We start from the raw sequence: 11,373 nt of genomic DNA on the forward strand, positions 1-11,373 counted from the left end.
CCTGTAGGCTAACCTACCAAGCACTTGCTCGGCTACGAGCCATCGAACCCAGGGAGCACTATGCCCAGCCAAGCGCGCACCACGCCCGCCGCGCTGGACCGCATCGCGGGTGCGCTCCCCGACCATGACGCGCTGATCGCCGAGGACAACCGGTTCACCTACGCCGAGCTGCGCGACGAGGTGCGCCGGGCCGCCGCCGCACTGATCGCGCTCGGCGTCGCCCCCGGCGAGCGGGTCGCATTGTGGTCGCCCAACACCTGGCATTGGGTGGTCGCCTGCCTGGGCACCCATTACGCCGGTGGCGTCCTGGTGCCGCTGAACACCCGCTACACCGCCTCGGAGGCCACCGACATCCTGGCCCGCAGCAAAGCCAAGGTGCTGCTCGGGATGGGCCGCTTCCTCAAGGCCGACCGCCTCGCCGAGCTCGACCGTGCCGAGCTGCCGGCGCTCGAGCATGTCGTCCGGATACCCGTGCAGGAAGGGGACGCGGCGGCGGCGGCATCCTGGGATGAGTTCATCGCCGCCGGGGCGTCGGTCTCCGATGACCAGATCGACGCGCGGGCTGCGTCCGTCGGCCCCGACGACCTGTCCGACATCCTGTTCACCTCGGGAACCACCGGCCGCAGCAAAGGCGTGCTCTGCGCGCACCGGCAGTCACTGGCCGGTCCGGCGGCGTGGGCGGCCTGCGGCCAGATGACCGCCGACGACCGCTACCTGTGCATCAACCCGTTCTTCCACAACTTCGGCTACAAGGCCGGGATCCTGGCCTGTCTGCAGACCGGGGCCACCTTGATCCCACAGCTGACTTTCGACCCGGCCGACGCGTTGCGCGCCATCGAGGAGCACCAGATCACCGTGCTGCCGGGGCCGCCCACCATTTATCAGACCCTGCTGGATCACCCCGATCGTCAGCGCTATGACCTGAGCTCGCTGCGGTTCGCGGTCACCGGTGCGGCCACCGTCCCGGTCGTGCTGATCGAGCGGATGCAGACCGAGCTCGACATCGACATCGTGCTCACCGCATACGGTCTGACCGAGTCCGGCGGGTTCGCCACCATGTGCCGCGCCGACGACGACGCCGTCACCGTGGCCACCACGTGCGGGCGGCCGATCGCCGACTTCGAGCTGCGGATAGACGGTTCGGAAGCCGGGGAGGTGCTGCTGCGCAGCGCCAACATCATGCTCGGCTACCTCGACGACGCCGAGGCCACCGCCGCGGCCATCGACGGCGACGGGTGGCTGCACACCGGCGACGTCGGCACCGTCGACGCGGCGGGGAACCTGCGGATCACCGACCGGCTCAAGGACATGTACATCTCCGGCGGCTTCAACGTCTACCCCGCCGAGATCGAGCAGGTGCTGGCCCGCCTCGACGGGGTTGCCGACGTGGCGGTGATCGGGGTGCCCGACGAACGCCTTGGCGAAGTGGGACGGGCATTCATCGTGCGCCGGCCCGGGTCGGGCGAGGCCCTCGATGAACAAAAGGTGATCGCTTACGCCCGTGAACATCTGGCGAACTTCAAGGCACCGCGATCGGTGGTGTTCGCCGACTCCCTGCCGCGCAATCCCGGCGGCAAGGTGGTCAAGCATGAATTGAGAGAGTGGGCCTAGATGGACCTGACATTCGACGACGAGACCGAGGCCTTTCGCGCCGAGGTGCGTGACTTCCTGGCGGCCAACAAGGACAAGTTCCCTCTCCTGTCCTACGACACCGCCGAGGGTTTCGAGCAACACCGGCGGTGGGACAAAGTGCTGTACGACGCCGGGCTGTCGGTGATCGCCTGGCCGAAGCGCTACGGCGGGCGGGACGCCACCCTGCTGCAGTGGGTGGTGTTCGAGGAAGAGTATTTCCGCGCCGGGGCGCCCGGGCGGGCCAGCGCCAACGGCACCTCGATGCTGGCGCCGACGCTATTCGCGCACGGCACCGAAGAACAGCTGGACCGGGTGCTGCCGAAGATGGCCAGCGGCGAGGAGATCTGGGCGCAGGCCTGGTCGGAGCCGGAGTCCGGCAGTGACCTCGCATCGCTGCGCTCGACGGCCACCAAGGTCGAAGGCGGCTGGAAACTCAACGGGCAGAAGATCTGGAGCTCGCGCGCCCCGTTCGGCGAGCGCGGCTTCGGGCTATTCCGCTCCGACCCGGAGGCGCAGCGCCACCACGGGCTGACCTACTTCATGTTCGACCTCAAAGCGCCCGGCATCACGGTGCGCGCCATCGAGCAGCTCGGCGGGGAGACCGGTTTCGGCGAGATCTTCCTCGACGACGTGTTCGTGCCGGACAACGACGTGATCGGCGTGCCGAACGAGGGCTGGCGCGCCGCGATGAGCACGTCGAGCAACGAGCGCGGCATGAGCCTGCGCAGCCCGGCCCGGTTCCTGGTGGGCGCCGAAAAGCTGGCGGCGCTGTGGAAGGAGCACGGCAGCGACCCGGCGTTCACCGATCGGGTCGCCGACGCCTGGATCAAGGCGCAGGCCTACCGCTTGCAGACGTTCGGCACCGTGACCCGACTGGCGGCCGGCGGTGAACTGGGCGCGGAGTCCTCGGTGACGAAGGTTTTCTGGTCCGAACTGGACGTCGCGCTGCACCAGACCGGCCTGGACATCCGCGGCGCCGACGGCGAGCTGGCCGATGCCTGGACCCACGGCTACCTGTTCGCGCTCGGCGGCCCGATCTACGCCGGCACCAACGAGATTCAGCGCAATATCATCGCCGAGCGGCTGCTGGGCCTGCCCCGGGAGAAGAAATGAAATTCGATCTAGACCAAGAGCAGCGCGACTTCGCAGCCAGCATCGACGCTGCCCTCGGCGCCGCCGACGTACCCGGTGCGGTGCGCGCCTGGTCGGCCGGGAATACCGAGCCCGGCAAGCGGGTGTGGAGCCAGCTGGCCGAGCTGGGCGTCACCGCGCTGGCCGTGCCGGAGGAGTTCGACGGCATCGGCGCCCACCCGGTCGATCTGGTGCTGGCCATCGAAGCGCTGGGCCGCTGGTGTGTACCCGGGCCGGTGGTGGAATCCCTTGCGGTGGCACCGGTGCTGCTGGCCGGTGCCCCCGATGCCGCCGAGCGGCTGGCCGGGTTGGCCGCCGGGGAGCTGATCGCCACGGCGGCACTGCCGCCGCACGCCCCGCGGGCCGTCGACGCCCACGCCGCCGACCTCGTTCTACTGGCCGAGAACTCCCAGGCGGCCATCGCACAGATCGGCTCCGAGCACCGCTCGGTGGACCCGAGCCGCCGGGTGTTCGGCGTCACCGCGGCCGGCGACTCCTGGGAAGCGGACACCAGCCGCGCCTACGAGGTGGGCGCACTGGCCACCGCCGCGCAGCTGGTCGGCGCCGGCCAGGCCATGCTGAATACGGCCGTCGACTACGCCAAGCAGCGCACTCAATTCGGCCGGGTGATCGGTGGCTACCAGGCGATCAAGCACAAACTGGCCGACGTGCACATCGCCCTGGAACTGGCCCGCCCGCTGGTGTACGGGGCGGCCTTGTCCCTGGCTGATGGCTCCGCCGACACCGCACGCGACGTCAGCGCGGCCAAGGTGGCCGCGTCCGATGCGGCATTGGCTGCCGCCCATTCCGCTTTGCAGACCCACGGTGCGATCGGCTTCACCAGCGAATGCGACCTGTCGCTGTGGCTGCTGCGCGTGCAGGCGCTGCGCCCCGCCTGGGGGGATGCGACCACCCATCGGCGGCGAGTGTTGGAGGCGATCTAAGTGGCCCACAACGAAGAACGCGAGCTGCTGCGCCAGACCGTCGCCGCGCTGGTCGACAAGCACGCCACCCCGGAAGCGGTCCGGACGGCGATGGAGTCCGAGCGCGGCTACGACGAGGCACTGTGGCAGCTGTTGTGCGAGCAGGTCGGTGCCGCCGCGCTGGTGGTGCCCGAGGAGCTCGGCGGGGCCGGTGGCCAACTAGCCGATGCCGCAGTGGTTCTCGAAGAGCTCGGGAAGGCACTGGTACCCACGCCGCTGCTGGGTACCGTGCTGGCCGAGCTGGCGCTGCTGGCCGCTGACGAGCCCGACGCCCAAGCCCTCGAGCAGCTAGCCGAAGGAGGGGCGATCGGGACGGTCGTCTTCGACGACGGTTATGCGGTCAACGGCGACCTCGCCGATATCGTTGTCGGCGCCCGGGACGGCCAATTGCAGCGCTGGACCGAATTCAGCGCTGAGCCGTTGACCACCATGGATCCGACCCGCCGGCTGGGCCGGATCACCGCCGCGCAGACCACCCCGATCGGAGCCGATCCGGGCATCGCCGACTACGCGGCGATCCTGCTGGCTGCCGAGCAGGTCGGCGCGGCCACCCGCTGCCTGGACCTGACCGTGCAGTACACCAAGGACCGGGTGCAGTTCGGCCGGCCGATCGGCAGCTTCCAGGCGCTCAAGCACCGTATGGCCGACCTGTACGTGGCGATCTCGGCCGCCCGCGCCGTCGTCGACGACGCCCTCACCGAGCCGTCGGCGACGTCGGCCGCACTGGCCAGAGTCGTTGCCAGCGAGGCGTTCTCCAAGGTGGCCGGCGAGGCGGTCCAGCTGCACGGCGGCATCGCGATCACCTGGGAAAGCGATATCCAGCTGTATTTCAAACGCGCGCACGGCAGTTCGCAGCTGCTCGGTCAGCCGGCCGAACACCTGCGCCGGTTAGAGGCCGAGGTTCTCTAAGGTCCCGTACGGTAGACACGTGTGCACCCGATTGGTTTACCTGGGACCCAACGGCAACATCATCACCGGGCGGTCGATGGACTGGAAGCTGGATCTGGCGACCAATCTGTGGGCGCTCCCGCGCGGCGTGCGGCGCGGCGGGCAGGCCGGGGCGAACTCCGTTGAGTGGACGGCGAAATATGGCAGCGTGGTGGCCACCGGCTACGACATCTGCACCACCGACGGCCTGAACGAGGCCGGGCTGTCGGCCAACCTGCTGTGGCTGGCCGAGTCGGAGTACCCCTGCTACGACGGTTCCCGGCCCGGGCTGTCGGTCGCGGTGTGGGCCCAGTACATGCTCGACAATTTCGCCACCGTGGCCGAGGCGGTTGCGACCTTGAGCACCGAACCGTTCGTCGTGGTGACCGACGGCGTACCCGGTGAGGACCGTCTGGCGACCCTGCATCTGTCGATGTCGGACGCCAGCGGTGACAGTGCGATCGTGGAATATGTTGGCGGCAAACAGACCATCCACCACAGCCGCGACTATCAGGTGATGACGAACTCCCCGGTCTTCGACCAGCAGCTTGCGGTCAACGCCTACTGGGAGCAGCTGGGCGGCACCGTCATGCTGCCGGGCACCAACCGGGCCGCTGACCGGTTCGCCCGAGCCTCGTTCTACGTCAACGCGATACCCAAATCCGAGGATCCGAAGATCGCGCTCGCGTCGGTGCTCAGCGTGGTGCGCAACGTGTCGGTGCCGTTCGGTATCACCACTCCTGACGAGCCCAACATCTCCTCGACGCGGTGGCGCACCGTCGCCCACCACGGCCACAAGTTGTATTGCTTCGAATCCGCGCTGACACCCAATGTGTTCTGGGTGGATCTGAAGAAGCTCGACTTCGTGCCGGGGGCCGCGGTGCGCAAGCTCGACCTCGGCTCCGATGACAGCAACGTCTTCGCCGGTGAGACGTCGGCGCGCTTTGCCGTCGCCGAACCGTTCACCTTCCTGGGCGTGGGCGCATGACCGCCCGTCTCGACCGCACGGCGCTGCGCGCCGGCATCCCGCCGTTTCACGTGATGGACGTGTGGCTGGCCGCCGCGCAGCGCCAGCGCAGCCATGGCGACCTGGTGAACCTGTCCGCCGGGCAGCCCAGCGTGGGCGCACCCGAGCCGGTGCGCTCGGCCGCCGCGGCGGCCCTGCAGGCCAACCAGCTCGGCTACACCGTTGCGCTGGGAATCCCGGAGCTGCGCGCGGCTATCGCCGGCTCCTACGCCGATCGCTACGGGCTCGACGTCGACGCTGACGACGTGGTGGTGACCACCGGGTCATCCGGCGGCTTCCTGCTGGCGTTTCTGGCCTGCTTCGACGTCGGCGACCGGGTGGCGATCGCCAGCCCCGGCTACCCGTGTTACCGCAACATCCTGACCGCCCTCGGCTGCGAGGTGATCGAGATCCCGTGCGGGCCGCAAACCCGCTTCCAGCCGACTGCTGAGATGCTCGCCGCGATCCCCGGGCCGCTGGCCGGGGTGATCGTCGCCAGCCCGGCCAACCCGACCGGGACCGTCCTGGAACCGGCGGAGCTGGCCGCGATCGCGACCTGGTGCGACGAGGCGGGCGTACGGCTGATCAGCGACGAGGTCTACCACGGGCTGGTCTATGAGGGCGCCCCGGAGACCAGCTGCGCCTGGCAGACCTCCCGCAACGCGGTGGTGGCCAACAGCTTTTCGAAGTACTTCGCGATGACCGGCTGGCGGCTGGGCTGGCTGCTGGTGCCGCCGGCGCTGCGACGCGCGGTGGACTGCCTGACCGGCAACTTCACCATCTGCCCGCCGGTGCTGGCCCAGTACGCGGCGGTCGCGGCCTTCACGCCCGAGGCGATCGCCGAAGCGCAAGGCCACCTGCGGCATTACGCGGCCAACCGGGAACTGCTGCTGACCGGCCTGCGCGACATCGGTATCGACCGGTTGGCGCCCACCGACGGGGCGTTCTATGTCTACGCCGACGTCGCGGACTACACCGACGACTCCCTGGCGTTCTGCGCGCGGTTGCTCGCCGACACCGGTGTCGCCGTGGCGCCGGGTGTCGACTTCGACACCGAGCGCGGCAACACCTTCGTCCGGTTGTCGTTCGCCGGGCCGACCGCCGATATCTCCGAAGCGTTGCATCGAATCAGCGGCTGGCTCCCGCTCCGGTAGGTTTACCCACAAGCTCGACCTACCTGATCGAAGGGACCACAGCAATGCGCACAACCACGACGTCTCGCCTGGCGATCGGCGCGGCAGCCGTCGGCATCCTCGGCGCGGTGGCCGCCACGGTGACCTCCGGGTCCACGCCGCCGGCCGATGCCGCACCGGCGCCCTGCACCGCCGCCGGGCTGGCCAACACCGCCAGCGGCGTGCTGAGCCAGGCCGGTGGGTTCCTCAACGACCACCCCGAGGCCAACGACGTGCTGACGTCGGCGGCCACCATGCCGCCGGAGCAGGCCAAGTCCTCGGTGCAGGGCTACTTCATCGGCCACCTCGACCAGCTGTCGACCCTGCAGGGCATCGCCGCACCGCTGACCGACCTGAAGAACCAGTGCGGCATCACGGTCTCCCCGACCCAGCTGGCCACGCTGCTGGAGACCGTCAGCAAGTAGGTCGGGCCGATGGGCCTGTCGATCAGCGACCAGGAACGGGCCGCACTGGCCGACGCGGCCGGCTTCGGCCTGTTCGCCGCGATCACCGGGCGCCGGTCGCGCCGCTTCCCGGTCGGTGGCGCCATCCCGGCTGGCGCGCTGGCCTATACCAGCCGCCGGCCGGTGCAACCGCTGTCGGCAGTGGAGCGGGCGCTGCTGCTGTCACTGATGGGTGGGGTCACCGGCTGGCATGACGGTATCGCCCACCATCCCGGATACGCCCCCGCACTGCCCAACTACCCCGGCAGCGCCAGTGGCCGGGCGATGCCATCGGCGGCGGGCTTTCACACCAGCCAGCTGTTCTTCACCGACGACACCGGCTGCTATCTGTTGCCCACCCGCGATCAGCAACCGCGAGAGTTCGCCACCCTCGAGGATTGGATCGGCCATACTGCGGATTCGTATGTGCAGCTGTCGGATTCCCGCTTGGAGCTGCCCCGCGAAGAGCCCTATATGGAGGGTCACAACACCTGGATCGGCAATCACCCGGGCAGCCTGCTGGCGTTCGCGGTGGCCGACCTGGCCGAGCACCTGCTGGAGAACCTGTGGTTCTTCGCGGCCAACGGCTACCGCATCACCGACGACATCACCGGTCGTGCGATCCCCGGGCTGCAAGCATTCTCGGGTTTGGCGCACGCCGACGACCCGATCCCGCTGTCGTTCGTCGAGCAGTACAGCCTGACCGAGGCCAGCGCAGAGCTGTCCATCGCCGCCCACAATGGGGCGCTGGGGTTACAGGCGATGGGCTTGGGCGGCTGGATATTCGATGGGCTGGACCGGGTTTCGGTGCTGCGCGCGTTCGGGTTCGTCGCCGATGACGATCCGCGCTGGCCGTTGCCCAATGTGACCGGGCTGCCCGGCCATTTCGAGACGCTGAGCCCGCCGCATGTGCCGTCGGTGGCCGAGGGCGTGGCCAAGCTGGTGACCCGAAAGTTCGGTCCCGGCGGGCCGTCGCACCCGTCGACGCCGGGTCCGTGGTCGGATACGCCGCGGGTGCGCGGCTCGGCCCTGCCGCCGGACGGTATCGCCGAGCTGGTCACGCTGCAGGCGTCCTATATCTACGACACCTTCGGCAAGCTGCCCGGCAGCGTACCGACGGTGCATGCGCTGATGTACCTGCAGGCCCAGCATCTGGACACCGACTTCTACGACGAGTTCTTTCGCCCGGGCGCCTATCTGCGCACCCACGCCGAGCACCAGCAGCGCTGGCACTGAAGCTCTCCCGAGTCGGAATCTCACGACGCGACACGCCGGTTCGGCGTCGCCGGATTCCGACTCGGCGGGGGATTGGCTGCGGGGCTTACAGCCAGGTGTCGTCGGTGGTGGCGGTCAGGAACGCCTCCAGGTCGTCGCGCCACTGTGCGGGCGTGGTCTTCTCCGGCTCGATGCCGGTGTAGTCGCCGCGGTAGAACAGCAGCGGCCGGGGCTTGACTTCGGGTACATCGGAAAGCGATTGCACCGCACCGAAAACCACGAAGTGGTCGCCGCCGTCGTGCACCGAGGCCACCGTGCAGTCGATGTGAGCCAGCGACCGGGCCAGGATCGGCGAGCCCAGCGGGGACGGCGTCCAATCCACCCCGGCGAACTTGTCGGGTTCCCGGGAGCCGAACCGGGCGCAGACGTCCTTCTGCTCCTCGGCCAGGATGTTGACGCAGAACTTTCCGCTGGCCTCGATGGCCTGCCAGGACCGCGACATCTTGGTCGGGCAGAACAGCACCAGCGGCGGATCCAGTGACAACGCGGCGAACGACTGACAGGCGAACCCGATCGGCGCACCGTCGTGCACGGTGGTGATGATGGTGATGCCCGTGCAGAACTGGCCGAGTACGTTGCGGAACGCGCGCGGGTCGATCGGAAGCTCGTCGGTCACTATCGGCCGCTACTTCTCGATGCCCACCGTGAAGTCATGCCCCCACAGGCTGACCGCGGTGCTCTCCCGGGCCACCCAGTCGTCGTCGTCGACTTCCAGTCCCTCGCAACCGAATTCGATCTGAAAGCCGCTGGGCGACTTCATGTAGAACGACAGCATCTTGTCGTTGACGTGCCGGCCCAGGGTCGCGGCCATCGGCACCTTGCGGCGATACGCCCGGTCCAGGCAGAGCCCGACGTCGTCGGCCTCCCCCACCTCGACCATCAGGTGCACGATGCCGGTCGGCGTGGGCATCGGCAGAAACGCCAGGCTGTGGTGGCGGGGGTTGCAGCCGAAGAACCGCAACCACGCCGGGTCGCCGTCGGCCGGGCGGCCCACCATCTGCGGGGGCAGCCGCATCGAGTCACGCAGCCGGAAGCCGAGCACGTCACGGTAGAAGTGCAGCGCCTCGGCGTCGTCCTTGGTCGACAGCACCACGTGGCCCAGACCCTGTTCCTCGGTGACGAACCGGTGACCGTAGGGGCTGACCACCCGGCGGTGCTGCAGCGCCACGCCGTGGAACACCTCCAGGGTGTTGCCGGACGGGTCGGCGAAGGTGATCATCTCGACGACGCGGCGCTCGGCGAGTTCGGCGGCGTCCGCCTCCTTGTACGGCGTGCCCTCGACTTCCAGGCGCTGCCGGATGTCCTGCAGGCCTTCGGCGTTGGCGCACTCCCAGCCCGACGACAGCAGCCGGTCGGTGTCGCCGGGCACGATCACCAGCCGGGCGGGGAAGTCGTCCATCCGCAGGTACAGCGCACCCTCGGTCGCCCCGTCGCCCTCGACCATGCCGAGAACCTTCAGGCCGAACTCCCGCCAGGCCGCCATGTCGGTGGCCTGGATCCGCAGATACCCCAGCGAACGGATACTCATCGCGATACCTCCCGCAAGCTCGTCTATGTCCCGGGTCGGGGCCCGCTCAGACCATTGTGTCGCCGGGCGGCAACCCGAACTCGTGGTTACCGAAGATCATGTATGCCCGCTCCGGGTCGTTGGCCGCGTGCACCCGGCCGGCGTGCGCGTCGCGCCAGAACCGCTGCACCGGAGCGTCGTTGGAGAGCGCGGTGGCACCGGCCGCCTCGAAGAGCCGGTCGATGGAGGCGATGGCCCGACCGGTGGCGCGCACCTGGTCGCGCCGGGCGCGGGCCCGCAGCTCGAACGGAATCTCCTTGCCGGCCGCCAGCAGGGCGTACTCGTCGGCGACGTTGCCGATCAGCTGCCGCCAGCCGGCGTCGATGTCGCTGGCAGCCTCGGCGACCCGCACCTTGGCGAACGGGTCGTCCTTGGCCTTCTCCCCAGCGAACGCCGCCCGGACCCGTTTGCCCTGGTGCTCGACGTGCGCGGCGTAGGCGCCGTAGGCCATGCCCATGATCGGCGTCGAGATCGTGGTGGGGTGGATGGTGCCCCACGGCATCTTGTAGACCGGGGCGGTGTTGGTCTGGTAGCCGCCGGCGGTGCCGTCGTTCATGGCCCGGTAGGACAGGAAGCGGTGCCGGGGCACGAAGGCGTCCTTGACCACAACGGTGTTGCTGCCGGTTCCCCGCAGGCCGACCACGTGCCAGACGTCGTCGATGCGGTAGTCGGAGATCGGGATCAAGAAGCTGCCGAAGTCCACCGGCTTGCCGTCTTTGATCACCGGGCCGCCCAGGAAAGCCCAGGTGGCGTGGTCACAACCCGACGACCAGTTCCACGACCCGTTGACGATGTAGCCGTCGGCCGTCTCGGTGACGACGCCGGCGCCCATCGGTGCATACGACGACGAGATCCGGACGCTGGTGTCCTCGCCCCAGACGTCCTCCTGGGCCTGCTGGTCGAAGAGCGCCAGGTGCCAGTTGTGCACGCCGATGATCCCGGCGACCCACCCGGTGGAGCCGCAGGCGCTGGCCAGCCGGCGCACCGCCTCGTAGAAGATCGTCGGGTCGCACTGCATCCCGCCCCACTGTTCGGGCTGCAGCAGCCGGAAGAAGCCGATGTCCTCGAGCGCCTTGACGTTGGCGTCGGGCAGCCGGCGCAGGTCTTCGGTCTCCTGGGCGCGCTCGCGCAGCTGCGGAAGAAGGTCGTCGATGGCGGCCAGCACCGACTGGGCGTCACGCTGTTGAATGGACGTCACTAGATTGCCTCCCAGGAGTGAGCAGGTTAGCGGCCCGGT

Annotated in this window: 11 protein-coding genes; 8 read left to right on the forward strand and 3 right to left on the reverse strand. The window is 69.1% G+C overall.

The features are described from left to right. Positions 1 to 60 precede the first annotated feature (60 nt). The 8 genes from fadD3 to A5694_RS12240 are packed head-to-tail and all read left to right on the forward strand — an operon-like array spanning position 61 to position 8,530. The gene (gene fadD3 / locus A5694_RS12205) at positions 61 to 1,611 is read left to right on the forward strand and encodes a 3-((3aS,4S,7aS)-7a-methyl-1,5-dioxo-octahydro-1H-inden-4-yl)propanoate--CoA ligase FadD3 (protein ID WP_064922102.1); all 1,551 of its coding nucleotides are present in this window, start codon (positions 61 to 63) and stop codon (positions 1,609 to 1,611) included. Continuing rightward, positions 1,612 to 2,745: an acyl-CoA dehydrogenase family protein gene (locus tag A5694_RS12210; RefSeq protein ID WP_064922103.1), complete on the forward strand. Its 1,134-nt coding sequence runs from the start codon at positions 1,612 to 1,614 to the stop codon at positions 2,743 to 2,745. It abuts the gene before it with no gap. Continuing rightward, positions 2,742 to 3,707 carry an acyl-CoA dehydrogenase family protein gene (locus A5694_RS12215; protein ID WP_064922104.1) on the forward strand — a complete coding sequence of 322 codons (966 nt, stop codon included), beginning with the start codon at positions 2,742 to 2,744 and terminating at the stop codon, positions 3,705 to 3,707. Before A5694_RS12210 ends, A5694_RS12215 begins: the two co-directional genes overlap by 4 nt. After that, positions 3,708 to 4,655: an acyl-CoA dehydrogenase IpdE2 gene (gene ipdE2 / locus A5694_RS12220; protein WP_064922105.1), complete on the forward strand. Its 948-nt coding sequence runs from the start codon at positions 3,708 to 3,710 to the stop codon at positions 4,653 to 4,655. A gap of 19 nt (positions 4,656 to 4,674) precedes the next feature. Continuing rightward, positions 4,675 to 5,661, forward strand: coding sequence for a linear amide C-N hydrolase (locus A5694_RS12225; protein ID WP_064922106.1), 987 nt, complete (start codon positions 4,675 to 4,677; stop codon positions 5,659 to 5,661). After that, complete coding sequence (locus A5694_RS12230; protein ID WP_064922107.1) at positions 5,658 to 6,833, forward strand: pyridoxal phosphate-dependent aminotransferase; 1,176 nt, start codon at positions 5,658 to 5,660, stop codon at positions 6,831 to 6,833. The genes A5694_RS12225 and A5694_RS12230 overlap by 4 nt, the downstream gene beginning before the upstream one ends. Positions 6,834 to 6,877: 44 nt before the next feature. Further along, positions 6,878 to 7,276 (forward strand): heme-binding protein, encoded by a 399-nt coding sequence (locus tag A5694_RS12235; protein WP_064922108.1) that lies wholly within the window; start codon positions 6,878 to 6,880, stop codon positions 7,274 to 7,276. A 9-nt stretch (positions 7,277 to 7,285) separates the two neighbouring features. Next, positions 7,286 to 8,530, forward strand: coding sequence for a hypothetical protein (locus A5694_RS12240; protein ID WP_064922109.1), 1,245 nt, complete (start codon positions 7,286 to 7,288; stop codon positions 8,528 to 8,530). Between the two features lie 85 nt (positions 8,531 to 8,615). On the opposite strand, the gene hsaB is transcribed toward A5694_RS12240, so the two are convergent. The 3 genes from hsaB to hsaA are packed head-to-tail and all read right to left on the reverse strand — an operon-like array spanning position 8,616 to position 11,334. Beyond that, positions 8,616 to 9,167 carry a 3-hydroxy-9,10-secoandrosta-1,3,5(10)-triene-9,17-dione monooxygenase reductase subunit gene (gene hsaB / locus A5694_RS12245; protein WP_207515998.1) on the reverse strand — a complete coding sequence of 184 codons (552 nt, stop codon included), beginning with the start codon at positions 9,165 to 9,167 and terminating at the stop codon, positions 8,616 to 8,618. A 27-nt stretch (positions 9,168 to 9,194) separates the two neighbouring features. Continuing rightward, entirely contained in the window at positions 9,195 to 10,097 is a 903-nt protein-coding gene (gene hsaC / locus A5694_RS12250) for an iron-dependent extradiol dioxygenase HsaC (RefSeq protein WP_064922111.1), read from the reverse strand. Between the two features lie 46 nt (positions 10,098 to 10,143). Next, a complete protein-coding gene (gene hsaA, locus A5694_RS12255; protein ID WP_064922112.1) occupies positions 10,144 to 11,334 on the reverse strand; it encodes a 3-hydroxy-9,10-secoandrosta-1,3,5(10)-triene-9,17-dione monooxygenase oxygenase subunit in 1,191 nt (396 codons plus the stop codon). Positions 11,335 to 11,373: the final 39 nt, after the last annotated feature.

The organism is Mycolicibacter sinensis (assembly GCF_001667945.1).
GTDB classification, from domain to species: domain Bacteria; phylum Actinomycetota; class Actinomycetes; order Mycobacteriales; family Mycobacteriaceae; genus Mycobacterium; species Mycobacterium sinense_B.

What these genes read in the sequence shown, in the direction of transcription:
- fadD3 (WP_064922102.1), top strand. Translation starts at nt 61, where the DNA reads ATGCCCAGCCAAGCGCGCACCACGCCCGCCGCGCTGGACCGCATCGCG.
- A5694_RS12210 (WP_064922103.1), top strand. Translation starts at nt 1,612, where the DNA reads ATGGACCTGACATTCGACGACGAGACCGAGGCCTTTCGCGCCGAGGTG.
- A5694_RS12215 (WP_064922104.1), top strand. Translation starts at nt 2,742, where the DNA reads ATGAAATTCGATCTAGACCAAGAGCAGCGCGACTTCGCAGCCAGCATC.
- A5694_RS12230 (WP_064922107.1), top strand. Translation starts at nt 5,658, where the DNA reads ATGACCGCCCGTCTCGACCGCACGGCGCTGCGCGCCGGCATCCCGCCG.
- A5694_RS12235 (WP_064922108.1), top strand. Translation starts at nt 6,878, where the DNA reads ATGCGCACAACCACGACGTCTCGCCTGGCGATCGGCGCGGCAGCCGTC.
- A5694_RS12240 (WP_064922109.1), top strand. Translation starts at nt 7,286, where the DNA reads ATGGGCCTGTCGATCAGCGACCAGGAACGGGCCGCACTGGCCGACGCG.
- hsaC (WP_064922111.1), bottom strand. Translation starts at nt 10,097, where the DNA reads ATGAGTATCCGTTCGCTGGGGTATCTGCGGATCCAGGCCACCGACATG.